We start from the raw sequence: 25251 nt of genomic DNA, 5'->3' as shown, positions 1-25251 counted from the left end.
TAACCGATCACACGTTCGTGTCATGCTCGTTGACCCGTCCGGAGCACCCGCCCCGGCCCCACGGCACGGAGAAGCCCGGCCCCAGGGAGAAGCCCGCCGCCACGGAGGAGACGGGCCCGCGCCGGAGCGCGGGCGGCCGTCGGCCGTCTCCTACCGGGAGCGCAGTCCCTCGATCAGGATGTCGAGGAGACGCGTCGAGGCCGCCGCCTGCTGCACCGCGTCCGGCAGCGCCGGGGCGGCCGTGGCGATGACGAGGAGCACGTCGGCCACGGTCACGTCGGTCCGCAGCTCTCCCGCCTCCCGCGCCCGGTCGACCAGCCGGCCGACCACCTCGAGGAGCTCCGCGGCGCCCGCGTCGTCCTTCTCCTCCGCCGGCACGGCCCGCGGCGCGACCACGCGCACGTCCGCCTGCTCGCCGACACCCCGCTGGTGCGGCACCCGCGCCGCCTCGTCCGCGTCGTGGGAGTCGGCGCCGAGCGGCAGCACCGTGACGTCGTCGACGCCCACCCGCAGCACCTGCGGCGGAAGGAGCCGGCCCGCCCCGGAGGCCACCGACGTGCGCAGGAACCGGGAGAGCGCCGACCACGGCTCGTCCTCCTGGCCCAGCGCGGTCCGCGCCTGCTCGGTCAGCCGGGCGGTCTCCTCCTCGGCTATTCGCCTGACCAGTACGTCCTTGCTCGGGAAGCGGCGGTAGACGGTGCCGACCCCGACGCGGGCGCGGCGCGCCACGTCCTCCATCGGAGCCCCGTAACCGAGCTCACCGAACACCTCGCGCGCGGCCCGCAGGACGTGCTCCAGATTGCGCTGGGCGTCCACCCGCAGCGGCGCGGACCTGCCGACCACCGGAGCGCCGTGGCGCTCGGAGCCGACGACGCCCGCGTGCGGGCCGTCGTCCACGGTCGCCGTCCCGGCGCCCGCCTGCCATCGTGAATCCTGAATATGCATAAGCGTTCCCCCGCTCATGATGTCTCCCCCCGGAGACTCCCCGCCCTGAAAAGGGGTTCCGGAGGACGAGCGCAGCGGTCCACGCGCTCCCGTCCGACACCCCGACGAACTACGAACATAGTTGAGTCGGGGTCAATTCAGAAGGGGGAGTTCCGTACGGTGCGCCCCCCGATCGGAGCAAGGACCGGAACACTCCCGATTCCAGCCCCCCGCCGAGCCCGGCACGGCCACCCTGACCTGGGCCGTTCCGCCCGTACCCCCTTCGTGCGCCACCCCACGCCCCCGTACCCCTCCGGTCACACAATTTGCCGGGGCTGTGGACAAACCACGGACGGCGGTGCGTCATGGGACAGTGACCGAACCTGCGCGCATTCTCGTGGTCGGCGGTGGCTACGTCGGCATGTACACCGCGCTGCGCCTCCAGCGGCAGCTCAGGGCCGAGCTGAGAGCCGGCTCCGCCGAGATCGTCGTGGTCACGCCCGAGCCGTACATGACGTACCAGCCCTTCCTCCCCGAGGCCGCCGCCGGCTCCATCTCCCCGCGCCACGTCGTCGTGCCGCTGCGCCGGGTCCTCGACCGCTGCCGGATCGTCATCGGCGAGGTCCTCTCCGTCGACCACGCCAAGCGGACCGCGACGCTCTCCACCCTCGCGACCGCCGAGGAGGGCACCGGCGCGGTCGCCCTCGCGTACGACGAACTGGTCATCGCGCCCGGCTCGGTCTCCCGCACCCTCCCGGTCCCCGGCCTCGCCGAGCACGGCATCGGCTTCAAGACCGTCGAGGAGGCCATCGGCCTGCGCAACCACGTCATCGAGCAGATGGACATCGCCTCCTCCACCCGCGACCCCGCGATCCGCGACGCCGCCCTGACCTTCGTCTTCGTCGGCGGGGGCTACGCGGGCGTGGAGGCGCTCGCCGAGCTGGAGGACATGGCCCGCTACACCGCGCGCTACCACCACAACGTCCGGCCCGAGGACCTCCGCTGGGTCCTCGTCGAGGCCTCGGACCGGATCCTGCCCGAGGTGGGCGAGGAGATGGGCCGGTACGCCATCCGCGAGCTGCGCGGCCGGAACGTCGACGTACGCCTGGAGACCCGCCTCGAATCCTGCGAGGACCGGATCGCCGTCCTCAGCGACGGCACCCGGCTGCCCACCCGGACCGTCGTGTGGACCGCGGGCGTCAAACCCGCCCCCCTCCTCGCCGCGACCGACCTGCCCCTGAACGAACGCGGCCGGCTCCGCTGCACGGCCGCCCTCGCCGTCGAGGGGGTCGAGCACGCCTGGGCCGCCGGCGACGCCGCCGCCGTCCCCGACGTCACCGCGGAGGAACCCGGCAGGGAGTGCGCGCCCAACGCCCAGCACGCCGTCCGCCAGGCCAAGGTCCTCGCCGAGAACATCACGGCCTCCTTGAGCGGCCGGCCGCTCAAGGAGTACGCGCACGCGTACGTCGGCTCCGTCGCCTCCCTCGGCCTCCACAAGGGCGTCGCCCACGTCTACGGACGGAAACTCAAGGGATATCCGGCCTGGTTCATGCACCGCGCCTACCACCTGAGCCGGGTGCCCACCTTCAACCGCAAGGCCCGGGTCCTCGCCGAATGGACCCTGTCCGGCCTGTTCAAACGGGAGATCGTCTCCCTCGGGTCACTGGAGCACCCCCGCGCCGAATTCGAACTCGCCGCCGCCCCGCCACCCGACCACGGCGACAAGCCGTCGTCCTGACATCACTGTCAGTGCGCTCGTCCACACTGGACGTGTGACCATAGGTGGGCTCACACCTGCACAGCGTGACTCTGCACGGCACCGACACCACGAGGCATAGAGATCCGTGAACTTCACCCGTTGGAGCGCCCGGCTCCCCGGTACACAGCGCCGCGCGGCGCGGGGGACCGAAGGCTCCGTGCCCGCCGCCCGCGGTGAGTACGCCCAGCAGCTTGAGCACCTCGCCCGAGAGGCCGCCGAGGCGGGCGGACCCGTCGCCGTACCCGCCCTGGAGGACTTCTCCGTCCGGGAGCTCCTGGGCCGCCTCCCCGGCCTGGTCGCCCTCGCGTACGGCCCGGAGCACCGCATCGCGTACGTCAACGACGCCTATGCCGCCGCCTTCGGCCCCCGCCCCGCGGGCGCCCCCGTCGCCGACACCTGCCCGGAGGCCGAGGAGCTCGGCCTGCTGCCCCTCATGGACCAGGTGCTGCGCAGCGGCAAGCCGCGCACGGTCAAGTCCCGCCGCACCCAGGACGGCGGCTCGTACACGGTGACCTGCCTGCCCGTGGAGAGCGAGCACCTCGAAGGCGGCGGAGTCCTCGTCCACGCCGCGGACGTCACCGACCACGCCGAGGCCGCCGAACGGCTGCGGACCAGCGAGCGCCGCCACCGCGAGACCGCCGTCACCCTCCAGCGCTCGTTGCTCCCGCAGGACCTTGAGCAGCCCGACGACCTGCGGATCGCCGCGACCTACCAGCCCGGCGGCACCGACGCGGCCGTCGGCGGCGACTGGTACGACGTGATCACCCTCGGCGCCGGCCGCACCGCGCTCGTCATCGGCGACGTGATGGGCCGCGGCGTGCGCGCCGCCGCCGTCATGGGCCAGCTCCGCACCGCCGTCCGGGCCTACGCGCGCCTGGACCTGCCCCCGCACGAGGTGCTCCAGCTGCTCGACGGCCTCGCCGCCGAGATCGACGCCAGCCAGATCGCCACCTGCGTGTACGCGATCCACGACCCCAGCGAGGGGAAGCTGGTCTACGCCTCCGCGGGCCACCTCCCCATCCTCGTCCGCGACGAGGACGGCACGGTCCGGCGCGCCGAGGACCCCACGGGCCCGCCCCTGGGCACCGGCGGCTGGCTGCACGCCTCCGGATCCATCGCCCTGCCGCCCGGCTCGACCGCCGTCCTCTACACCGACGGCCTGGTCGAGCGGCGCCGCGAGGACATCGACGAGGGCGTCGCCGCCCTGGCCCGCGCCCTGGCCGGCGCCAGCGGCACCCCGCAAGTGGTCTGCGACCGGCTGCTCCGCTCCCTCGGGGTGACCGCGGAGCACGACGACGACGTGGCCGTCCTGGTCGTCCAGCACCCGTCCCGCAGAGGGGCGGACGCGGAGCTCTTCCACAACGCGGCCCTGGAACTCCTCGGCGGAGTGGAGGCTGCCCCCCGCGCGCGTGCCTTCGCCTCCGGGGTCCTGTCGTCCTGGCGCTTCCCGGTCGAACTGCGCGACCTGGGCGTCCTCGCCACCAGCGAACTGGTGGGCAACTCCCTCCAGCACGGCACCCCGCCCATGCGGCTCCGTCTGCGCCGCACCGACCGCCGCCTGATCATCGAGGTCACGGACGGGGACGACCACCTGCCGCGTCGCCGCAGGGCGGAATCGGAGGACGAGGCGGGTCGCGGAATCTCGATCATCGCGACGATCGCCTCGTCCTGGGGGAGCCGCCGCACACCGGGCGGCGGCAAAGCGGTCTGGTGCGAGTTCGCCCTGCCCGACCAGTAGGTCAGGCGGCGGCGGTCTCCTTCTCGGGCAGGTGCTGCGCCACGACCAGGGACGGCTTCACGGCGAGCGACGGCTGGTTCTGCTCGGGGGTCAGCTGCCTGCCCAGCCGCACCGCGAGGAACGTGATGCCGAGCGAGAAGAGCACGAACGTCACGATGTACGGACCGTGCAGCGCGGCCCCCATGGGCCCGCCCACGGCGGGACCGACGGCCAGGGCCAGCTGCTTGACCAGTGCGAACGCCGAGTTGTACTGCCCGACCATCGACTCCGGCGCCAGATCGGCGACCAGCGGGGCCACGGTCGGCGACAGCATCGCCTCCCCGAGCCCGAACAGCGCGTACGTGGAGACGAACGCCGCCGTCGCCATCGCCTGGCTGCCGTGCCCGAGCCCCGCGTACCCGGCGATCAGCCAGGCCACGGTCCAGATCAGACCGACGGCCGCGATCACCCGGGTCCGCTTGCGGCGCTCGACGAACCGGAGCACCAGGAACTGGGCGGCCACGATCACCGCCGTGTTGGCGGCCAGCGCGATGCCGAGCGTCGAGGGCTGGATGCCGGCGGCCTCCGTGCCGTACGCGGCGAGACCCGACTCGAACTGCCCGTAGCAGGCGAAGAAGAGGACGAAGCCGAGGACGCACAGCTGCACCATCGCCTTGTGCCCGAGCAGCGCGCGGACACCGCCGCCCTTCCCGCCGTCGGTCGGACGGGCGCCCTGGAACGCCGGGGAACCCGGCATCCGCACGGTCCCGACGATCGCCGCCAGGACCAGGAACATCGCCGCCTCGATCGAGAACAGCAGGATGAAGCTGCCCGGCCGGCTGGTGTCCACCAGCAGACCGCCGATCAGACCACCGACACCGAGGCCCAGGTTCTGCAGGAAGAACTGCATGGCGAACGCCCGGGTGCGCCCGACCGGCGTCGAGCACCAGACGATCATCGTGGCGAGGGCCGGCTGGAGCACGGCCGTACCGGCGCCCAGCAGCGCCGCGGCCCCCACGGCCGCGGGCACGCTCGACGCGAAGCCCATGGCGACCGCACCCACGGCGGCGGCGACCGAGGCGACCAGCAGGACCGGCACCGGCCCGCGCCGGTCGATGGCCCGCCCGCTGAACGGCAGCACCACGAGCGCGGCCATGGCGAAGACGGCGAGCACGATGCCCGCCGTGGCCGCGCCCAGATCCCGCACCTGCGCCACGTACACATAGAGGTACGGCACGGTGAAGCCGAGTCCGAACGCGCTCAGCGCGCTGCCTGCCTGAATACGGCGCATCGCTGCGCCCCTCGCCTTGGTCACACTCACCCACTTCGGTCGCAGGTTCAGAGGTGTAACCCTGAACCTTGAAGACTTCAACACTAAAGTTCGAGCCTTAACAGTACACACCGAAGGACTTCAACGCCAACGAGAACCGTGGGATACTCGCCTGCATGTCCGACACCCCCGAGCGGTCCGGCCCGCAGGCTCACCAGGAGCCGAGCCTCGACGAGCAGATCGCCGCCTACCAGCGCGAGTTCCACGACCTCGACCCCCAGGTGGAGAAGGTCGTCTCGGCCCTCGGCCGGCTGAACCGACGGATGAACGTGGCGTACGGACGCCAGCTCGCCGACCTCGGCATCAGCAACGCCGAGTGGGAGGTCCTCAAGACCCTGGTGCTCGCCGGCGAGCCCTACCGGCTCGGCCCGGGCGAGCTCGCCAAGCGGCTCGGCCTCACCCCGGCCGCGATGACCCACCGCATCGACCGGATGGCGGGAGAGGGCCTGGTCACCCGCGACCGCGACGAGAACAACCGGGTCCGCGTGATCGTGGAGCTCACCGACGAGGGCCGCTCGAAGTGGCTGGAGGCCATGCGCATGGCCACGGACTTCGAGGAGGAGCTGCTCCAGGACCTGACCTCGGACGAGCGGGGCATCCTCGGCGAGGTCCTCATCCGGCTCCTCCGCCGCGTGGAGCTCACCCAGCCCGACGCGGGCGGCCGCCTGACGGACCTGGACTGACCCTCTTCCCCGGCGCCCTTACGGCGTCCCGAGGCCTGTCGGAGGGGGGTTGACACACCCCTCCCCGATGCGTAGTGTTCTCCGAGTTGTCACAGAGCCGGAACGGTTCTTCGGCGACCACCTCCGCCGCTGAAAGCGGCACCTCTACTCCGCACGATCTCCCCACCGGGACGAATTTCGGCATGCCGAAATTCATTTCGAATGGCTCGATTATGAGTCGCCGGGGAAATCCGCTAGAGTTTGAGACGTCGGAACGGCCCAACAGCCGGAAAGACAAACCCCGCTGACTGGGAATCAGACGCCGAAAGGATCTGATAGAGTCGGAACCGCCGGAAGGGCCCGGAGCGAAAGCGAAGGGGACCGGAAAGCACCGAGGAAATCGGATCGGAAAGATCTGATAGAGTCGGAAACGCAAGACCGAAGGGAAAGCCCGGAGGAAAGCCCGAGAGGGTGAGTACGAAGGAAGCGTCCGTTCCTTGAGAACTCAACAGCGTGCCAAAAATCAACGCCAGATTAGTTGATACCCCGTCCATCTTCGGATGGCGAGGTTCCTTTGAAAGTCCTGCCGGCCCTTGTGGCTGGTAGGCGACATACACAGCGAGGACGCTGTGGACGGTCGGCCACATTCCGGCATGACCGTCCCGCTCAACGCGAGTGTCACCCGATTACGGGTAAACATTCACGGAGAGTTTGATCCTGGCTCAGGACGAACGCTGGCGGCGTGCTTAACACATGCAAGTCGAACGATGAAGCCCTTCGGGGTGGATTAGTGGCGAACGGGTGAGTAACACGTGGGCAATCTGCCCTTCACTCTGGGACAAGCCCTGGAAACGGGGTCTAATACCGGATAACACCGGCTTCCGCATGGGGGCTGGTTGAAAGCTCCGGCGGTGAAGGATGAGCCCGCGGCCTATCAGCTTGTTGGTGGGGTAATGGCCTACCAAGGCGACGACGGGTAGCCGGCCTGAGAGGGCGACCGGCCACACTGGGACTGAGACACGGCCCAGACTCCTACGGGAGGCAGCAGTGGGGAATATTGCACAATGGGCGAAAGCCTGATGCAGCGACGCCGCGTGAGGGATGACGGCCTTCGGGTTGTAAACCTCTTTCAGCAGGGAAGAAGCGAAAGTGACGGTACCTGCAGAAGAAGCGCCGGCTAACTACGTGCCAGCAGCCGCGGTAATACGTAGGGCGCAAGCGTTGTCCGGAATTATTGGGCGTAAAGAGCTCGTAGGCGGCTTGTCACGTCGGGTGTGAAAGCCCGGGGCTTAACCCCGGGTCTGCATCCGATACGGGCAGGCTAGAGTGTGGTAGGGGAGATCGGAATTCCTGGTGTAGCGGTGAAATGCGCAGATATCAGGAGGAACACCGGTGGCGAAGGCGGATCTCTGGGCCATTACTGACGCTGAGGAGCGAAAGCGTGGGGAGCGAACAGGATTAGATACCCTGGTAGTCCACGCCGTAAACGTTGGGAACTAGGTGTTGGCGACATTCCACGTCGTCGGTGCCGCAGCTAACGCATTAAGTTCCCCGCCTGGGGAGTACGGCCGCAAGGCTAAAACTCAAAGGAATTGACGGGGGCCCGCACAAGCAGCGGAGCATGTGGCTTAATTCGACGCAACGCGAAGAACCTTACCAAGGCTTGACATATACCGGAAAGCATTAGAGATAGTGCCCCCCTTGTGGTCGGTATACAGGTGGTGCATGGCTGTCGTCAGCTCGTGTCGTGAGATGTTGGGTTAAGTCCCGCAACGAGCGCAACCCTTGTCCTGTGTTGCCAGCATGCCCTTCGGGGTGATGGGGACTCACAGGAGACCGCCGGGGTCAACTCGGAGGAAGGTGGGGACGACGTCAAGTCATCATGCCCCTTATGTCTTGGGCTGCACACGTGCTACAATGGCCGGTACAAAGAGCTGCGATGCCGCGAGGCGGAGCGAATCTCAAAAAGCCGGTCTCAGTTCGGATTGGGGTCTGCAACTCGACCCCATGAAGTCGGAGTTGCTAGTAATCGCAGATCAGCATTGCTGCGGTGAATACGTTCCCGGGCCTTGTACACACCGCCCGTCACGTCACGAAAGTCGGTAACACCCGAAGCCGGTGGCCCAACCCCTTGTGGGAGGGAGCTGTCGAAGGTGGGACTGGCGATTGGGACGAAGTCGTAACAAGGTAGCCGTACCGGAAGGTGCGGCTGGATCACCTCCTTTCTAAGGAGCACAGTACCGATTGCAGGCAAACGTTCTGCACGGTCAGCTCATGGGTGGAACGTTGATTAGTTGGCACACTCGGATGTCTCCTTCACCAGTACTGCTTCGGCGTGGAACGTGATGAGAGTTCAGAAGAGTGTGCTTGGCACGTTGTTGGGTGTCTGAGGGTACGGCCGGCTGGTCGTCCTTCAAGATTCCGGCCCCAGTGAACTTGGCTTGTTAAGTCAGGGTGATGGGTGGCTGGTCGTTGTTTGAGAACTACACAGTGGACGCGAGCATCTGTGGCCAAGTTTTTAAGGGCGCACGGTGGATGCCTTGGCACCAGGAACCGATGAAGGACGTGGGAGGCCACGATAGTCCCCGGGGAGCCGTCAACCAGGCTTTGATCCGGGGGTTTCCGAATGGGGAAACCCGGCAGTCGTCATGGGCTGTCACCCATGCCTGAACACATAGGGCATGTGGAGGGAACGAGGGGAAGTGAAACATCTCAGTACCCTCAGGAAGAGAAAACAACCGTGATTCCGGGAGTAGTGGCGAGCGAAACCGGATGAGGCCAAACCGTATGCGTGTGATACCCGGCAGGGGTTGCGCATGCGGGGTTGTGGGATCTCTCTTCTGTCGTCTGCCGGCGACAGGACGAGTCAGAAACCGTTGATGTAGGCGAAGGACATGCGAAAGGTCCGGCGTAGAGGGTAAGACCCCCGTAGCTGAAACATTGACGGCTCGTTTGAGAGACACCCAAGTAGCACGGGGCCCGAGAAATCCCGTGTGAATCTGGCGGGACCACCCGCTAAGCCTAAATATTCCCTGGTGACCGATAGCGGATAGTACCGTGAGGGAATGGTGAAAAGTACCGCGGGAGCGGAGTGAAATAGTACCTGAAACCGTGTGCCTACAAGCCGTGGGAGCGTCGGACATAGCTTGCTATGTCTCGTGACTGCGTGCCTTTTGAAGAATGAGCCTGCGAGTTTGCGGTGCGTTGCGAGGTTAACCCGTGTGGGGAAGCCGTAGCGAAAGCGAGTCCGAATAGGGCGATTCAGTAGCGCGCTCAAGACCCGAAGCGGAGTGATCTAGCCATGGGCAGGTTGAAGCGGAGGTAAGACTTCGTGGAGGACCGAACCCACCAGGGTTGAAAACCTGGGGGATGACCTGTGGTTAGGGGTGAAAGGCCAATCAAACTCCGTGATAGCTGGTTCTCCCCGAAATGCATTTAGGTGCAGCGTCGTGTGTTTCTTGCCGGAGGTAGAGCACTGGATAGGCGATGGGCCCTACCGGGTTACTGACCTTAGCCAAACTCCGAATGCCGGTAAGTGAGAGCACGGCAGTGAGACTGTGGGGGATAAGCTCCATGGTCGAGAGGGAAACAGCCCAGAGCATCGACTAAGGCCCCTAAGCGTACGCTAAGTGGGAAAGGATGTGGAGTCGCAGAGACAACCAGGAGGTTGGCTTAGAAGCAGCCACCCTTGAAAGAGTGCGTAATAGCTCACTGGTCAAGTGATTCCGCGCCGACAATGTAGCGGGGCTCAAGCGTACCGCCGAAGTCGTGTCATTGCAGCAATAGGGCCAACGCCCGCTGTGATGGGTAGGGGAGCGTCGTGTGCCGGGTGAAGCAGCCGCGGAAGCGAGTTGTGGACGGTTCACGAGTGAGAATGCAGGCATGAGTAGCGATACACACGTGAGAAACGTGTGCGCCGATTGACTAAGGGTTCCTGGGTCAAGCTGATCTGCCCAGGGTAAGTCGGGACCTAAGGCGAGGCCGACAGGCGTAGTCGATGGACAACCGGTTGATATTCCGGTACCCGCTTTGAAACGCCCAATATCGAGCCCATTAATGCTAAGGCCGTGAAGCCGTTCCGGACCCTTCGGGGAATGGAAAGTGGTGGAGCCGTCGACCCAAGGTGGTAGTAGGTAAGCGATGGGGTGACGCAGGAAGGTAGTCCAGCCCGGGCGGTGGTTGTCCCGGGGTAAGGGTGTAGGCCGTGTGATAGGCAAATCCGTCACACATTAAGGCTGAGACCTGATGCCGAGCCGATTGTGGTGAAGTGGATGATCCTATGCTGTCGAGAAAAGCCTCTAGCGAGTTTCATGGCGGCCCGTACCCTAAACCGACTCAGGTGGTCAGGTAGAGAATACCGAGGCGTTCGGGTGAACTATGGTTAAGGAACTCGGCAAAATGCCCCCGTAACTTCGGGAGAAGGGGGGCCATCACTGGTGATCGGATTTACTCCGTGAGCTGGGGGTGGCCGCAGAGACCAGCGAGAAGCGACTGTTTACTAAAAACACAGGTCCGTGCGAAGCCGTAAGGCGATGTATACGGACTGACGCCTGCCCGGTGCTGGAACGTTAAGGGGACCGGTTAGCTCTGTTTCGACAGGGCGAAGCTGAGAACTTAAGCGCCAGTAAACGGCGGTGGTAACTATAACCATCCTAAGGTAGCGAAATTCCTTGTCGGGTAAGTTCCGACCTGCACGAATGGCGTAACGACTTCTCGACTGTCTCAACCATAGGCCCGGTGAAATTGCACTACGAGTAAAGATGCTCGTTTCGCGCAGCAGGACGGAAAGACCCCGGGACCTTTACTACAGTTTGATATTGGTGTTCGGTTCGGCTTGTGTAGGATAGGTGGGAGACTTTGAAGCCGTGACGCCAGTCATGGTGGAGTCGCCGTTGAAATACCACTCTGGTCGTGCTGGATGTCTAACCTCGGTCCGTGATCCGGATCAGGGACAGTGTCTGATGGGTAGTTTAACTGGGGCGGTTGCCTCCCAAAGGGTAACGGAGGCGCCCAAAGGTTCCCTCAGCCTGGTTGGCAATCAGGTGTTGAGTGTAAGTGCACAAGGGAGCTTGACTGTGAGACCGACGGGTCGAGCAGGGACGAAAGTCGGGACTAGTGATCCGGCGGTGGCTTGTGGAAGCGCCGTCGCTCAACGGATAAAAGGTACCCCGGGGATAACAGGCTGATCTTCCCCAAGAGTCCATATCGACGGGATGGTTTGGCACCTCGATGTCGGCTCGTCGCATCCTGGGGCTGGAGTCGGTCCCAAGGGTTGGGCTGTTCGCCCATTAAAGCGGTACGCGAGCTGGGTTTAGAACGTCGTGAGACAGTTCGGTCCCTATCCGCTGTGCGCGTAGGAATATTGAGAAGGGCTGTCCCTAGTACGAGAGGACCGGGACGGACGAACCTCTGGTGTGCCAGTTGTCCTGCCAAGGGCATGGCTGGTTGGCTACGTTCGGGAGGGATAACCGCTGAAAGCATCTAAGCGGGAAGCCTGCTTCGAGATGAGTATTCCCACCTCCTTGAGAGGGTAAGGCTCCCAGTAGACGACTGGGTTGATAGGCCGGATGTGGAAGCCCAGTAATGGGTGGAGCTGACCGGTACTAATAGGCCGAGGGCTTGTCCTCAGTTGCTCGCGTCCACTGTGTTAGTTCTGAAGCAATGAACTCCCTTTGCCGGTCGAGTTCAACTTCATAGTGTTTCGGTGGTCATAGCGTTAGGGAAACGCCCGGTTACATTCCGAACCCGGAAGCTAAGCCTTTCAGCGCCGATGGTACTGCAGGGGGGACCCTGTGGGAGAGTAGGACGCCGCCGAACAATCATTGTGGGAAAGCCCCGCACCGACATGGTGCGGGGCTTTTCTGCGTTTACGGGCCGGCGAGGTCGAGGGGCCCTTGCGGGCCCCTTTCGCGTTTCAGGACGGGGTGACCAGCTGGGTGTCGTACGCCAGGATCACCGCCTGGACGCGGTCGCGGGCGCCCGTCTTCGCCAGGATGCGGCCGACGTGGGTCTTCACCGTCGACTCCGCGAGGTGCAGACGGCCGGCGATCTCGGTGTTCGTCCAGCCCCGGCCGATGACCGTGAGGATCTCCCGTTCCCGCTCGGTCAGGGAGGCGAGGCGGGGGTCCTCCGGCTGCGGGTCCGCCGTGGGGGACGCCGGCAGGTGGTGGATGTAGGCGTCCAGGAGGCGGCGGGTGAGGCTCGGGGCGACGACCGCGTCGCCGCTCGCGACCGCGCGGACGCCGGCGAGGAGCTCTTCCGGCTGGGCGTCCTTCACCAGGAAGCCGCTGGCGCCGGCGCGCAGACCGTCGTACGCGTACTCGTCCAGGTCGAAGGTGGTGACGATCAGGACGCGGGTCCGGGCGCCCGTGGCGACGATCCGCCGGGTCGCCTCGATGCCGTCGAGACCCGGCATCCGGATGTCCATGAGAACGACGTCGGGATGGTGCCGGTCGACCAGCCGGATCGCCTCGGTGCCGTTCGAGGCCTCTCCGACGACGGTCATGTCGTCCTGGCTCTCCAACAGCATGCGGAAGCCGAAGCGCTGCATCGGCTGGTCGTCCGCGATGAGAACGGTCGTCACGAGGGGAAGTCCTCCCGGGGGAGTCGGAGGGCGACGCGCCAGCCGCCGGCCGGCAGCGGACCGCAGGCGAGGGTGCCGTCGTAGAGGGCCGCGCGTTCACGCATGCCCGTGAGTCCCTGGCCGGGCGGGGCGGACGGGCGGGGGAAGGGGGCCGGGGCTCCCGTGTCCGTGATCTCCACGCGCACCTCCCCCGGCGGGTAGGCCAGGAGGACGGTGGCCGTCGCGCCCTCCCCGGCGTGCTTGAGGGTGTTGGTCAGGGCCTCCTGCACGGTCCGGTAGACCGTCAGCTGGGCGCCGGGGGTGAGGAGTCGGGCGGTGGGGGAGTCGTGGCGGTCGAGCCGTACCGGCAGGCCGGCCTTCCGTACGCCGGTGATCAGGGCGTCGAGGTCGGCCAGGGTGGGCTGGGGGTCACGGGCCGCCTCCGGCTCGTCGTCGCGCAGGACGCCGAGCAGGCGTCGGAGGTCGGCGAGGGCCTCCCGGCTCGTCGTGCCGATGGCTTCGAGGGCCTGGCCCGCGCGCTCGGGGTGCTTGGCGGCGGCGTACCGGCCGCCGTCCGCGAGGCCCGTGATGACCGAGAGGTTGTGGCCGATGATGTCGTGCATCTCCCGGGCGATACGGGTGCGTTCGGCCGCCGCGGCGAGCCGGACCTCCTGGTCGCGCTCGATCTCCAGGCGGCGGGCCCGGTCGACGAGGGCGGCCGTGTGGTCCCGGCGGGCGCGGACCGCGATGCCGAGCAGGGCGACGAGCGCGTACGCCCACAGGGTCGGGACGACGTGCTGGTCCCAGCTGCCCCGGGGGAAGCGGACCGCGCCGGTGACCAGGGGCGGGACGAGGAGGGCGAAGGCCCACAGGAGGGCGCGGGGCCGACGGGTGAGCGCGAGGTGGAAGACGGGGATCAGCTGGAGGTAGGCGGCCTGGAGGAAGGCGCCCGAGGCGGCGCTGACGAGGGCCGCGCAGGCCATCACGGTCAGGACGGCCGCCGGGTGCCGGCGGCGCCCGTACAGCGGGAGGGCGAGGACGAGGCTGAGGGTGATCACGAGCCAGGACGGGACGGACGGGTCGGGGGCGGTGTTCCGCCAGCCGCCCGCCGCGTCCGTGAGGGCCGCCGCCGTCCAGAACAGGGTCAGTGCGGTGTCCCAGGCCCAGGGGCGGCGGGCGTCGGCGGCCCGCAGGGCTGCCGGCAGCCGCTGGACGGAGCGGCTGAGGCGGGTGGTTCCGTCGGTCGTCTCCCGTGCGGGCTCCCGTGCCGTCTCCGTGGTCACGTGATCATCTCCTCATACGTCCCGGCGCTTGAGCAACAGTGCGGGGAGCGCGAGTGCCGCGGCGGCCCAGAGGAGCAGGGCGAGGAGGGCGGCGCCGGGGCCGGCCGCGCCGGGGAGCGGGGTGGCGGAGCCGAGGGCGCCGGCGGCCTGGGTGGGGAAGTACCGGACGGCCGTCTCCATCGCCTCGTACGGCAGCATCCCCAGGACCTCGGGGAGGATCATCACGCCGCCGACGAAGGCGCCGATCGCGCCGGGGACGGAGCGGAGGCCGCGCCGAGGCCGAGGGCGACGACGCCGAGGAGGGTGGTGCCGGCGGCGTTGCCCACGAGTGCGGCGAGGACGCCGTCGTCGGTGAGGGAGGCGGCCTGGTCGGTGTCGGAGAGGAAGACCTGCGCGATGAGGAAGGTGATCAGGTTGGTGACGGTGGTGAGGGCGAGGACGGTACCGGTGTAGACGGCGGCTTTCGCCCCGAGGAGGGGGAGGCGGGTGGGGACGGCGGTGAGGGAGGCGCGGATCATGCCGTTCGCGTACTCGCCTGCCGTGACCAGGATGCCGAGGACGGCGAGGGCGATGGCGCCGAGCTGGCTGCCGTAGAGGGTGAGGACGACGGTGTCGACGTCGGAGTCGCCTCCGTCGGAGGTGTAGGTGGTGCCCATGAGGAGGCCGACGCCGAGGACGAGCGCGGTGGCGGTCAGCACGGTCGTCCAGGTCGAGCGGACGGTCCGGAGCTTGTGCCATTCGGAGTGGAGTACGCGCGCGTGGGTGAGGCGGGGGGCCGTGGCGGGCGTGGGCTCGGTCGGGGCGGTGGCGGGGGTCGCGGTGGTCATGCGGGGGCTCCCTGGTATTCGACGGAGTCGTGGGTGAGGGCCATGAAGGCCTGTTCCAGGGAGGGGGCCCTGGGGGTGAGTTCGTGGAGGGGGAGGCCGTGGGCGGCGGCCGTGCGGCCGATCTCCGGGGCGTCCGGGCCGGTGACGAGGAGGGTGTCGGGGGCCTCCTGCGTGATGGCGGCGCCGGGGAGCAGGTTCCGCAGCCGGTCGGCCTCGGGGGTGACGACCTTGACGGAGGCTCCGCCGGCGGTGCGGACGAGTCGGTCGACGGTGGTGTCGGCGAGGAGCCGTCCCTTGCCGATGACGACGAGGTGGTCGGCGGTGAGGGCCATCTCGCTCATCAGGTGGGAGGAGACGAGGACGGTGCGGCCCTCGGCGGCGAGGGACTTGAGGAGGGTGCGGATCCAGAGCACGCCCTCGGGGTCGAGGCCGTTGACCGGCTCGTCGAGGACGACGGTGGCCGGGTCGCCGAGGAGCGCGGCGGCGATCCCGAGCCGCTGGCCCATGCCGAGGGAGAAGCCCTTGACGCGTTTGTCGGCGACGTGGGCGAGGCCGCTGAGGGCGAGGACCCGGTCGACGCGGGAGCGCGGGATGCCGTGGGTGAGGGCGAGGGCGGTGAGGTGGTGGCGGGCCGAGCGGCCGGGGTGCACGGAGCGGGCTTCGAGGAGGGCGCCGACGCGGGTGAGCGGCGCGGCGTGGCGGGCGTACGGGAGGCCGTCGACGGTGGCGTGGCCGCGGGTGGGGGCGTCGAGGCCGAGGATCATGCGGAGGGTGGTGGACTTGCCGGCGCCGTTGGGGCCGAGGAAGCCGGTGACGGTGCCGGGCCGGACGGTGAAGCTGAGGTCGTGGACGACGGTGGTGTCCCCGTACCGCTTGGTGAGGTTCTCTGCTCGGATCATGCCTCCGACGCTAGGGAGCGGGCGGGGGGCGTTCGTCCGACCGGGGGCGGGAGGTGGGGCGGGGGCGTGGTACCGGGGTACGACGGGGCGGAAAAGCCCTTGTCAGGGGGTGGTGCCGACCGGAGGATCTGCGCATGGACTTCTCGATACGTGTCATCCGCGCCGACGAGTGGGAGCGCGCCCGTGAGATCCGGCTCGCCGCCCTGCGCGATCCGGTCGCCCACCTGGCGTTCCTGGAGACGTACGAGACGGCGGTGCGGCATCCGGACTCGTTCTGGCAGGAGCGTACGGAGGGGGCGTCCGCGGCGGGGGGCGGGACAGTGCGTCAGTTCGTGGCCGAGGCCGCGGACGGGAGGTGGGTCGGCACGATCTCGCTGCTGGTGGAGCGGCCGGACGACGAGGTGCGTTTCGGGGAGCCGGCGAAGGTCGGCCAGACGCACATCGTGGGGGTGTACGTGCGGCCGGAGGCGCGGGGGACCGGCGTCGTCGACGCGCTGTTCCGTGCGGGGATCGAGTGGTCCTGGTCGCTGGAGGAGCCGGTCGAGCGGGTGCGGCTCTACGTCCACGAGGAGAACGCGCGGGCCGCGGCCTTCTACCGTCGCTTCGGTTTCGGGGCCACGGGGCAGCGGGTGGGCGTGCCGGGGCACGAGACGGCGATGGAGGTCGAGTACGAGGTGCGGCGGGCTTCCTAGGGGCCTGGGGGGTTCCGGTCGTTCGGCCGGGGCCCCGCCGGCCTGTCAGGAGGTCCTGGCGGTCGCCGTGCGGTGGGGCGGGGTCGGGTTCGGGGCCGGCCGGGGGCCGGTCCGGGGTGCGGCCGCGTCCCGTGCGGTGGCGGGCGTGCGGCGGCCGGCGAGACGGCAGCCGAGGCAGTCGGGGTGACCCCGGCGGGCGGTGGTGTCGCGGACCCGCCAGTCCCACTGGTCGGCGGGGCGGGGACCGGAGGGCTTGCCCCAGCCCGCCAGGTGGAGGCCCCAGGTGATGGCGGCGGCGAGGACGACGAGGGCCGCGCCGAGCCACAGGGCGGGGGCGAGGCCGAGGCAGAGGCCGGCTCCGGCGACGGCGGAGCCCAGTCCCGCGACGGGGGTTCCGGTCCAGCCGGCCAGGGTGTGGCCGAGGTCGACGTCGCCGTGGGCACTCATGGTTGCTCCCGTGGGGGTGTCAGGGCAGGCAGGATGAAGGCATCGTCGTGAACATTTATCTCACGAGCTAAGTAACTTAGATGCTAAGGAGTCTCTGCGTGGAGGGCAAGAGCCGTCCCCCGGTCACCGTCGGCGAGGCGATCCACCGGATGGACGCGTACGTGGCGCTGGGACTCATCGGCCAGCAGGAGGTCGCGCAGGCACTCGGCCTCAACGTGACCGACCTGACCTGTCTCGGACACGTCCTCGGCGCGGGCGACGACCCGCTGTCGGCCGGAGACCTGGCCGAACGCGTCAACCTCACCACCGGCGCCGTCACCGGGGTGCTCAACCGGCTGGAGAAGGCCGGATACGCCCGGCGGGCCCCCGATCCGGCCGACCGGCGGCGGGTCCGCGTGGTCCCGGACCCGGACGCGGCCGCCCGGGTCGTCGCGCTCTACCAGCCGTTCTACGCCCGGCTGGAGGAGGTCTTCGCCCGGTACACGCCGGAGGAGACCGCCGTCATCGCCGACTGGTTCACCCATGCCGCCGACGCCGCGCGCGCCCATCTGCACGCCCTGCGGGGCCGGGTCGTCTGACCCGGGGAGGTACGAGGGGCGGGGCGGTGCACGGGGGGTTCGTCAGGTGCGGGGCCTCAGGGCCGGGGCGTCAGGAGGCTCTCCGGCCAGCGTGAACGGGCCTGCTCCGGGGAGCGCATCAGGGCCAGGGTCGGCAGGCCCTGCCGGTGGCCGGCGGCGAGGAGCTCCGGGAGCTGCGGGAGCGGGGCCACCGCGGCGACGTCGTCCAGGACGAGGGTCAGTGGTGGGTCGAGCCGACCGTCGGATGACCGTGCGGCCATGCGGCGGCCGTGCTCGACCACGCTTGCGGCGAGCGCCGTCAGGAGCGGCATCGCGCCGGGGTGGGTGCGGGGGTCCTCGATGGACTCCCCCACCACGTAGAGGGTGCCCCCTTCGGGGAGGAAAGATGCCAGTGCCAGCGAGTCGGTTCGATTCGGGGTGCAGGCCTCCCGGATGTGGACCGAGGAGAGCGAGGCCAGCGCACGGGCCGTCAGTTCCTGCGCGGTGCGGCGGCTTTCCGGGTGCGCGGTGAGCGCGGATTCGAGCAGCCCCGCGTGACCGGAGGCCGCCTTGGGGTGGCTGCGGAGGATCCGTACCGGCTCGTGGGCGCCGGCGCCCTGCGCCCAGCGGTGCACCTGGCGGAAGGGCCGCCCGTCGACGGCGGCGGCGTGCAGCCAGCAGCGGAGGAGCGTCTCGGCGGTGTCGGCGGTGGCCGCGTCCAGCCGGGAGTGCGGGCGCACCGGGGCGAGCAGGGCGGCCGCCCGCTCCGCGGCGACGGCCGGGTCCTCGCAGTGCTCGGAGGGGGACCAGTGGAGGCGCGCGGGCGTGTCGCACAGGTGGCCGGGGTCGTGGACGAGGACCGGGCCGAGCTTGCCGCGGGCGTCCTTGGTCGCGGCCCAGAGGGCGGGGTCCGAGGTGACGACGAGGACCGGGCCCTCGGCGTCCCGGACGGCCTGGACGGCTGCCGGGCGGCGGGCGTCCGGAGGGCCGTAGAGCGTGCGGAGGGGGCCCGCGGGACCGGGGACGGCGGCGGCGACCGGGGAGGGGTCCGCGGTCGGGGCCGGGACGGGGGCAGGGGTGGGCGGCGCCGGGGGGATCGGGGGCGCGGGCATCGGGGCCGTGGGCGGCTCCGGGGCGTGCGAGGCCGCCGGGCGGCGGGGGGCCGGGGGAGCGGCCGGACGGCGGGCGGGCTCGCCGTGCGGGGAATCCCTGTGCGGGGAGTCCTTGGGCGGGGGGTCGCCGGGTGCGGAGTGGCCACGTTCGGGGTGGGTGTGCGCGGATGCGCCGGGTGCGGAGTCGCGGTGCCCGGGTGTCTCGCGTACCGGTCTGCCGTGGACGGGCTCCTCGGGGGACGGTTCCGCGTACGCGGGCCGCGCCGGCGCGCGCCTCCCGGGTGCGGGCTTCTCGTACGACCCGTCCCGGGGGGCACGTGCCTGCGCCTCGCCCGTCCCGTACACCCCCGCCCTCCGGTTCGCCCGGACCGCGCGCCAGCGGGCCACGGTGCCCAGGACGAAGACCGCGAGGACGAGGAGGATCATCGCCTCGCCGATCAGCAGGCCCCAGAACAGGCCGTATCCGGAGAGCTGTCCCGGCGGGGTCGTCGGCCAGGCGGCCGCGAGGTCCGTCGGCGCGGTGGCCAGGGAGCGGAGGGCCGCCGGCGTGCCCGTGTAGGCGACGCCCCGCGGCCAGGCGCCGTGGGAGAAGAGCCCCGCCAGGCCGGTCGCCGTCCACACCAGGACCGTGAGGCCGAGGAGGAGGCCGAACAGGCTGAGCAGCAGCCCGTCGGAGATTCCTCCCCCGCCCTTCCGTGCCGGTTCCACCTATGCCACCGTCGACTGCGAGCTGCCGTTCATCTGCTGCTCGATGAGGATCGCGCGCTGCTCCGTCTCCCATTCGAGGTCCGGATCGCCGGTGGGGTCCGAGGCCTCCGTCATGGCGCGGTCGGTGTAGACGAGCGGGCGTTCCCGTTCGGTGATGAGGTGTTTCACCACCTGCACGTTGCCGTTGACGTCCCAGACCGCGATGCCGGGGGTGAGGGTCGGGATGATCTCGACCGCCCAGCGCGGCAGGCCGAGGACCCGGCCCGTGTTGCGCGCCTCGTCGGCCTTCTGGGCGTAGATGGTCCGGGTGGAGGCCATCTTGAGGATCGCCGCGGCCTCCTTCGCCGCCGCTCCGTCGACGACGTCGGAGAGGTGGTGGACGACCGCGACGAACGACAGGCCGAGTCGGCGGCCGAACTTGAGCAGCCGCTGGAACAGCTGCGCCACGAACGGACTGTTGATGATGTGCCAGGCCTCCTCGACGAGGAAGATGCGCTTCTTCCGGTCGGGGCGGATCCAGGTGTGCTCCAGCCAGACACCGACGATCGCCATGAGGATCGGCATGGCGATGGAGTTGCGGTCGATGTGGGACAGGTCGAAGACGATCAGCGGCGCGTCCAGGTCGATGCCGACGGTCGTCGGGCCGTCGAACATGCCCCGCAGGTCGCCGTCGACCAGCCGGTCCAGGACGAGCGCGACGTCCAGGCCCCAGGCCCGTACGTCGTCTATGTCGACGTTCATCGCCTCGGCGGATTCCGCCTCGGGGTGGCGGAGCCGCTCCACGATGTCCGTGAGGATCGGCTGGCGGTGGGTGGTGTGCTCGACGACGTACGCGTGGGCGACCTTCAGCGCGAAGCCGGAGCGCTCGTCGAGGCCGTGGCCCATGGCCACCTCGATGATCGTCCGGAGCAGCGCGAGCTGCCCGGTGGTGGTGATCGACGGGTCGAGCGGGTTGAGGCGGATCCCGGAGTCGTTGGCGACCATGGGGTCCAGGCGGATGGGGGTTATCCCCAGCTCCTGCGCGATGAGGTTCCATTCGCCGACGCCGTCCTCGCCCTGCGCGTCGAGCACCACGACCTGCCGGTCGCGGAAGCGGAGCTGGCGGAGCACGTACGTCTTCTCCAGCGCCGACTTGCCGTTGCCGGACTCGCCGAGGACCAGCCAGTGGGGGGCGGGGAGCTGCTGCCCGTACAGCTGGAAGGGGTCGTAGATGTACCCCTTGCCGCTGTAGACCTCGCGGCCGATGATCACGCCGGAGTCGCCCAGGCCGGGAGCGGCGGTCGGCAGGTAGACGGCCTGCGCCTGCCCGGTGGAGGTGCGCACGGGCAGGCGGGTCGTCTCCACCTTGCCGAAGACGAAGGAGGTGAAGGCGTCGGTGACGACGGACAGCGGATCTCGCATGGGTCTGTGCCCCTTCGGCCCTAGCGGCGGATGCCGGTCGCGAACGGCAAGGTGTTCACAAAGGCCCGGTGGTGCTCGCGGTCGCACCACTCCAGCTTCAGATACGACTTGCCGGCGGAGGCCCTGATCGTGCGCTTGTCCCGGGCCAGGGCCTCGGGCGAACGCGACGACACCGTGATGTACCCGACGAGGTTCACTCCGGCAGCGCCGCTGGCGAGATCTTCACCCCGCTGGTCGAGCCGGCCGTGGGCGGCGATGTCGCGCGGGTCGACCGTGCGGTTCATCTTGGCGGCGCGGCTGGCGTCCGCCTCGTCGTTGGTCTTCTCGGTGAGCATCCGCTCGATGGCGACCTCGGTGGGCTCCAGGTCCATGGTCACGGCGACCGTGCGGATGACGTCCGGGGTGTGGACGAGCAGCGGGGCGAGGAAGTTGACGCCCACGGGGGTCATCGGCCACTCCTTCACCCAGGCGGTGGCGTGGCACCAGGGGGCGCGGGTCGAGGACTCGCGGGTCTTGGCCTGGAGGTACGTCGGCTCCATCGCGTCCAGCTCGGCCGGCCAGGCGTTCCGCTTGGTCATGGCCTGGATGTGGTCGATGGGGTGGTCCGGGTCGTACATGGAGTGCACGAGGGAGGCGAGCCGGGACTGGCCGAGGGGCTGGCGGACGCGGATGTCGGCCTCGGCGAGGCGGGCGCAGATGTCGGTGAGCTCGCGGGCCATGACGACGGCGAGGCCGGCGTCGCGGTCGAGCTTGCGGGCGCCGGAGGCGTGCTTGGCGGCGCGGGCCATGGCGTTGGCCTCGGCGGCGAGTTCGCGCGTGTAGTGCATGCAGGCGACGAGGTAGGCGCGGTGCTGCTCGCTGGAGGTGGAGACCATCGACTGGAGCTGGTCGTAGGACTCCATGAGCCACGCGGGCGCGTTCGCGTCGCCGCGCTGGCCGACGTCCTTGGCGTGGGCGTCGGGGTCGGCGGGGAGGGTGCGCGCCAGCATCTGGAGGCGGGTGACGAAGCCGTCGCCGTTGGCGACGTGCTTGAGGAGGGTGCCGAAGCGGTCGACCAGGGCCTCCTGGTCCTCGCTGTCGCGCAGGCCGACGCCGGGGCCCTCGATCTCGATGGCGGCGGTGACGGTGCGGCGGTCGGCGTGCAGGAGGACGGCGATCTCGTCCGGGCCGAAGGGCGCGGCGAGCCAGCCGACGCGGCCGATGCCGGGCGGCGGGCCGACCTCGACCTCGCGGCCGTCGAGGCGGGTGCCGGCCTCGGAGACGACGGAGCGGTAGGCCGTGCCGCGCTTGAGCATCCGCTTGTAGCTGCGGTTGATCTCGAACCACTTGTAGAACGTGCGGTGCTTGTACGGGAGGTACACGGCGGCGATCGCGAGCATCGGGAGGCCGGCGAGGAGGGCGATCCGCAGGGGGAGGAGGGGGACGAGGAGTCCGCTCATCATGCCGAGGAAGGCGCCGACGATGATCAGGGCGATCTCGCCGGTCTCGCGGTTCTTGCCGACGATCGCGTTCGGCCGCGCGCGGCCCACGAGATACGTACGGCGGGGCGCGACCGGCTGGGACTGGGTCGTCAACGCCCTGCACCTCCAGAGTTCTTGCGGCTACTGTGCGGGGTTCCCGCGGTGGGACTGCTGCTGCGGGGGGACGGTGGGGGAGTGGCGCCGCCGCCTCCGCCGCGGCTGCTGTGGGCGGCCATGCCGCCGGACACGGGGTTGGCGGGGCGGGCGGGCTGGGCGCCCTGGCCGCCGCCGTCGCCGCGGGCGCTGTGGGTCTTGATGCCCTGGGAGACGAGGGAGGCGGGGGAGGAGATGACGGCGGCGGCCGTGTTCTCCCCGGCGCGGTGGAGGCGGTTGTTGCGGGAGGCCGCGATCTCGTCGCCGAAGCCGGGGACGAAGCGGTAGATCATCGCGGAGGCGAAGATCGCGAGCAGGATGATCGCGAGGCCGGAGACGACGGCGGAGAACGAGTCGGGGCCGGTTCCGGAGGAGAGGGCGCCGGCGAGGCCGAGGACGATGACGATGACCGGCTTGACCATGATGATCGCGATCATGATGCCGGCCCAGCGGCGGACGTGGCCCCACATGTTCTTGTCGACGAGGCCGGAGTAGACGACGACGCCGAGGAGGGCGCCGACGTACAGCATGACGGCGCGGAGGAACAGCTCCAGGTAGAGCACGCCCGCGGCGATCACGGTCACCAGGGAGACGATGATCAGCATGATGGGGCCGCCACCGATGCTGTCGCCCTTCTGGAGGGCCTCCTTGAAGCTGCCGAAGAAGACGTCGGTCTGCTGGTCGGTGCCGGAGGCGATGACCTCGGTGACGGCGTCGGTGGCGTTGACGACGGTGTAGAGGATCAGGGGGGTGAAGGCGGAGGCGAGGACCGTCAGCCAGAGGAAGCCGATGGCCTCGGAGAGCGCGGTGGTGAGGGGGACGCCCCGGATGGCGCGCTTGGCGACGGCGAGGAGCCAGAGGAGCAGGGTGAGGACGGTGGAGGCGGCGAAGACGATCGCGTACCGGCCGAGGAACTCGGTGTTGGTGAAGTCGACGTCGGCGGTCTCCTTGACGGCCTTGGAGAGGTAGTCGACGGTGGCGATGGCGGCGTCGGCGAAGCCTCGGGCGAGGGACTTGAGCGGGTCCTGCTCGTTGTTGGTCTCGGGGAGCGGCACCGTGTCGCCACCGGGCTGGCTTCGTTCGCAGAGCGTGCGTGCCTCGCCCACCAGGAACCGGCACTCGCTCTTGCCCGCGCTCGGGCTCGGAGAGGGTGTGGGTGTCGGTGTGGGGGCCGCGTGTGCCGCCGAGGCGAGCAGGAGGGGCAGGAAGAGGAACACCGCCGCGATCACGGTCGCCGCGCGTGCGGCCAGGCTGCGCTCAGCGGGCATAGGTGAACCCTCCGTATCCCTCGACGGCTCCGGCGATCTCGTCGGCCATGGAGGCACGGTTGTCGCCGTTGACCGGGGTGGGGCCCTCGTGCTGGTCGAGGGACTCCACCCGCCAGTCGCCCTCGACCCAGGTGAGCTTCTCCGTGATGGTGAACCACGTGGACGTCACGGGCTTGGTCGAGCCGGCCCCCGCCAGGCCTCCGAGGCTGGTGCACCAGACCTCGACCGTCGCCGAGTTCCCCGTGTACTCCCGGATCTTCGCGCCGATCGGGATGGTGCGTGCCACGAGGGTCATGCCCGAGGGCGCGGTTCCGTCCTTGTTCAGTCCCGCGCTGGCCATGAGGTCCGCGCTGTAGGACGCGTCGAACTTCGCGACGGTCTCGTCCCCGACCGCCGGGGCGTGCACGGCGCGTACGATCTCGCGACGCCGGGCGGCGTCGAACATCTCGACCGACCCCAGCGCCACCGCGTAGTTCGTCGCCGCGCTCTGGGCGCCCTGTTCGTCCTGGGTGTAGCCCGTGGGGATCCGGCCGTTCTTGCCCGTGACCGGGCGGACGCCCGTCGCGGCCGTGGGGGCCGCGGTGCCCGGGGTGTCGGAGGAGGAGCCGGCCTGGTCCGTCGGGTCGCCGCCGCCGCGGTTGGCGAAGGCGATCGCCGCGACGAGGAGGACCACCACGCCGACGACGGTGATGAGGGAGCGTGAGCTGCGGACGGGGCGGCGGGGGCCGCCGTACACGTCGCCGCTGTTGCCCTCGGGCAGGCGGGTCCGGGTCTGGCCCGAGCCGCCCACGCCGCCGAAGCTGTCGTGCTCGTCACCGGGACTCATGCCGGGAACGCCCCCTCACTGGTTCGCGGTACGGGCAGTACGGGCGGTGCTGCAACATGGCTGGTCTTGCTCGTCTTGCTGGACATCTGGGGAACGCATTCTCAGGAGGTCGCCGTCCGACGGGGCGTCAGACCGCCATCCCGTACACGATGGTGAAGAGCGTCCCCAGGGAGCCGATGATGAAGACGCCGGTCAGTCCGGCCACGATCAGGCCCTTGCCCTGCTCCGCGCTGAAGGTGTCGCGGAGGGCGGTCGCCCCGATGCGCTGCTTGGCCGCTCCCCAGATGGCGATGCCGAGGCAGAGCAGGATGGCCACCGCCATCACCACCTCGATCATGATCTTGGCCTCGGCGCCCAGGCTGCCGAAGGGGCCCCAGTTCGGGGCGATTCCGCCGATGATGGTGGTGATGTCGCCTTTTTCTGCCGCCAGGTACATGTAACTCACCGCCCCTGTATGGGTAGTTCGTCGCCCCTGCCGGACGGCATGGGTCATCGCCCTATCTTCGCTGATGAAACCGCCCGCGTGTGACGGCTTGGCGGCTCTCTTTACCCGATCCCCGCACATCTGACCGACTTGACCGTCTTGACCTGCGGCGGTCTGGCCGGTTTCTATGCAAAGAAGCGTATCGTCACTCTGTGTATCACGGAGAGTGACTCCGAGCAA

General features: G+C 69.4%; 17 protein-coding genes, 3 rRNA genes and 1 pseudogene. 8 read left to right on the top strand and 13 right to left on the bottom strand.

The genetic code is table 11. The features are described from left to right. Positions 1–150: 150 nt before the first annotated feature. A complete protein-coding gene (locus ACY0MR_RS17380; protein ID WP_388801167.1) occupies positions 151–945 on the bottom strand; it encodes a TetR/AcrR family transcriptional regulator in 795 nt (264 codons plus the stop codon). Positions 946–1297: 352 nt separating this feature from the next. Between ACY0MR_RS17380 and ACY0MR_RS17375 the strand changes: the two genes are divergently transcribed. Beyond that, positions 1298–2662 (top strand): NAD(P)/FAD-dependent oxidoreductase, encoded by a 1365-nt coding sequence (locus tag ACY0MR_RS17375; protein WP_473561492.1) that lies wholly within the window; start codon positions 1298–1300, stop codon positions 2660–2662. 106 nt (positions 2663–2768) lie between these two features. After that, positions 2769–4421: an ATP-binding SpoIIE family protein phosphatase gene (locus tag ACY0MR_RS17370; RefSeq protein ID WP_361860145.1), complete on the top strand. Its 1653-nt coding sequence runs from the start codon at positions 2769–2771 to the stop codon at positions 4419–4421. 1 nt (position 4422) lies between these two features. On the opposite strand, the gene ACY0MR_RS17365 is transcribed toward ACY0MR_RS17370, so the two are convergent. After that, positions 4423–5691, bottom strand: a complete 1269-nt coding sequence (locus tag ACY0MR_RS17365) for an MFS transporter (RefSeq protein WP_388801172.1) — start codon at positions 5689–5691, stop codon at positions 4423–4425. Between the two features lie 155 nt (positions 5692–5846). On the opposite strand from ACY0MR_RS17365, the gene ACY0MR_RS17360 reads away from it, so the two are divergent. The 4 genes from ACY0MR_RS17360 (at position 5847) to rrf (ending at position 12209) form a co-directional block, all read left to right on the top strand. Continuing rightward, positions 5847–6413, top strand: a complete 567-nt coding sequence (locus tag ACY0MR_RS17360; RefSeq protein WP_361860151.1) for a MarR family winged helix-turn-helix transcriptional regulator — start codon at positions 5847–5849, stop codon at positions 6411–6413. A gap of 678 nt (positions 6414–7091) precedes the next feature. Next, positions 7092–8617: ribosomal RNA gene (locus ACY0MR_RS17355) — 16S ribosomal RNA — on the top strand. Positions 8618–8900: 283 nt separating this feature from the next. Continuing rightward, positions 8901–12019: ribosomal RNA gene (locus ACY0MR_RS17350) — 23S ribosomal RNA — on the top strand. A gap of 73 nt (positions 12020–12092) precedes the next feature. After that, positions 12093–12209, top strand: a 5S ribosomal RNA gene (gene rrf, locus ACY0MR_RS17345). The 16S, 23S and 5S rRNA genes sit together here, the layout of an rRNA operon. Before the next feature lie 97 nt (positions 12210–12306). Here the strand turns inward: rrf and ACY0MR_RS17340 are convergent. The 4 genes and pseudogenes from ACY0MR_RS17340 to ACY0MR_RS17325 form a co-directional block, all read right to left on the bottom strand. Beyond that, positions 12307–12975 (bottom strand): response regulator, encoded by a 669-nt coding sequence (locus ACY0MR_RS17340; RefSeq protein WP_388792127.1) that lies wholly within the window; start codon positions 12973–12975, stop codon positions 12307–12309. Beyond that, positions 12972–14237: a sensor histidine kinase gene (locus ACY0MR_RS17335; protein ID WP_473561489.1), complete on the bottom strand. Its 1266-nt coding sequence runs from the start codon at positions 14235–14237 to the stop codon at positions 12972–12974. The genes ACY0MR_RS17340 and ACY0MR_RS17335 overlap by 4 nt, the downstream gene beginning before the upstream one ends. A 12-nt stretch (positions 14238–14249) precedes the next feature. After that, positions 14250–15064, bottom strand: a pseudogene (locus ACY0MR_RS17330) (ABC transporter permease). Continuing rightward, positions 15061–15963 (bottom strand): ABC transporter ATP-binding protein, encoded by a 903-nt coding sequence (locus ACY0MR_RS17325; RefSeq protein WP_388792133.1) that lies wholly within the window; start codon positions 15961–15963, stop codon positions 15061–15063. Before ACY0MR_RS17325 ends, ACY0MR_RS17330 begins: the two are co-directional and overlap by 4 nt. 134 nt (positions 15964–16097) lie before the next feature. Here ACY0MR_RS17325 and ACY0MR_RS17320 point away from each other — a divergent pair, with 134 nt between their 5' ends. Continuing rightward, on the top strand, positions 16098–16655 hold the full coding sequence (locus ACY0MR_RS17320; protein ID WP_473561487.1) for a GNAT family N-acetyltransferase: 558 nt from the start codon (positions 16098–16100) through the stop codon (positions 16653–16655). A gap of 45 nt (positions 16656–16700) precedes the next feature. Here the strand turns inward: ACY0MR_RS17320 and ACY0MR_RS17315 are convergent, their stop codons facing one another. Then, the gene (locus ACY0MR_RS17315) at positions 16701–17102 is read right to left on the bottom strand and encodes an HGxxPAAW family protein (protein WP_473561485.1); all 402 of its coding nucleotides are present in this window, start codon (positions 17100–17102) and stop codon (positions 16701–16703) included. 98 nt (positions 17103–17200) lie between these two features. Between ACY0MR_RS17315 and ACY0MR_RS17310 the strand changes: the two genes are divergently transcribed. Beyond that, positions 17201–17680: a MarR family transcriptional regulator gene (locus tag ACY0MR_RS17310; protein WP_361861225.1), complete on the top strand. Its 480-nt coding sequence runs from the start codon at positions 17201–17203 to the stop codon at positions 17678–17680. 56 nt (positions 17681–17736) lie between these two features. Here the strand turns inward: ACY0MR_RS17310 and ACY0MR_RS17305 are convergent, their stop codons facing one another. The 6 genes from ACY0MR_RS17305 to ACY0MR_RS17280 all read right to left on the bottom strand — a co-directional run bounded on the left by ACY0MR_RS17305 (position 17737) and on the right by ACY0MR_RS17280 (position 25023). Then, a complete protein-coding gene (locus ACY0MR_RS17305) occupies positions 17737–19479 on the bottom strand; it encodes a P-loop NTPase family protein (protein WP_473561483.1) in 1743 nt (580 codons plus the stop codon). Beyond that, entirely contained in the window at positions 19480–20880 is a 1401-nt protein-coding gene (locus ACY0MR_RS17300) for an ATP-binding protein (protein WP_388792141.1), read from the bottom strand. Positions 20881–20900: 20 nt separating this feature from the next. Further along, complete coding sequence (locus tag ACY0MR_RS17295; protein WP_361848478.1) at positions 20901–22454, bottom strand: SCO6880 family protein; 1554 nt, start codon at positions 22452–22454, stop codon at positions 20901–20903. Then, entirely contained in the window at positions 22451–23761 is a 1311-nt protein-coding gene (locus ACY0MR_RS17290; RefSeq protein ID WP_361848481.1) for a hypothetical protein, read from the bottom strand. The genes ACY0MR_RS17295 and ACY0MR_RS17290 overlap by 4 nt, the downstream gene beginning before the upstream one ends. Next, positions 23751–24587, bottom strand: coding sequence for a DUF8175 domain-containg protein (locus tag ACY0MR_RS17285; RefSeq protein WP_404086538.1), 837 nt, complete (start codon positions 24585–24587; stop codon positions 23751–23753). The genes ACY0MR_RS17290 and ACY0MR_RS17285 overlap by 11 nt, the downstream gene beginning before the upstream one ends. Positions 24588–24714: 127 nt before the next feature. Then, positions 24715–25023, bottom strand: a complete 309-nt coding sequence (locus ACY0MR_RS17280; RefSeq protein WP_017242359.1) for a hypothetical protein — start codon at positions 25021–25023, stop codon at positions 24715–24717. Positions 25024–25251: the final 228 nt, after the last annotated feature.

The organism is Streptomyces sp. JN8 (assembly GCF_055808075.1).
The sequence above is the reverse complement of the archived record's forward strand: the minus strand, read 5'-3'. Positions and strand labels throughout refer to the sequence as shown.

What these genes read in the sequence shown, in the direction of transcription:
- ACY0MR_RS17380 (WP_388801167.1), bottom strand. Translation starts at nt 945, where the DNA reads ATGCATATTCAGGATTCACGATGGCAGGCGGGCGCCGGGACGGCGACC.
- ACY0MR_RS17365 (WP_388801172.1), bottom strand. Translation starts at nt 5,691, where the DNA reads ATGCGCCGTATTCAGGCAGGCAGCGCGCTGAGCGCGTTCGGACTCGGC.
- ACY0MR_RS17360 (WP_361860151.1), top strand. Translation starts at nt 5,847, where the DNA reads ATGTCCGACACCCCCGAGCGGTCCGGCCCGCAGGCTCACCAGGAGCCG.
- ACY0MR_RS17325 (WP_388792133.1), bottom strand. Translation starts at nt 15,963, where the DNA reads ATGATCCGAGCAGAGAACCTCACCAAGCGGTACGGGGACACCACCGTC.
- ACY0MR_RS17320 (WP_473561487.1), top strand. Translation starts at nt 16,098, where the DNA reads ATGGACTTCTCGATACGTGTCATCCGCGCCGACGAGTGGGAGCGCGCC.
- ACY0MR_RS17315 (WP_473561485.1), bottom strand. Translation starts at nt 17,102, where the DNA reads ATGAGTGCCCACGGCGACGTCGACCTCGGCCACACCCTGGCCGGCTGG.
- ACY0MR_RS17300 (WP_388792141.1), bottom strand. Translation starts at nt 20,880, where the DNA reads ATGCGAGATCCGCTGTCCGTCGTCACCGACGCCTTCACCTCCTTCGTC.
- ACY0MR_RS17290 (WP_361848481.1), bottom strand. Translation starts at nt 23,761, where the DNA reads ATGCCCGCTGAGCGCAGCCTGGCCGCACGCGCGGCGACCGTGATCGCG.
- ACY0MR_RS17285 (WP_404086538.1), bottom strand. Translation starts at nt 24,587, where the DNA reads ATGAGTCCCGGTGACGAGCACGACAGCTTCGGCGGCGTGGGCGGCTCG.
- ACY0MR_RS17280 (WP_017242359.1), bottom strand. Translation starts at nt 25,023, where the DNA reads ATGTACCTGGCGGCAGAAAAAGGCGACATCACCACCATCATCGGCGGA.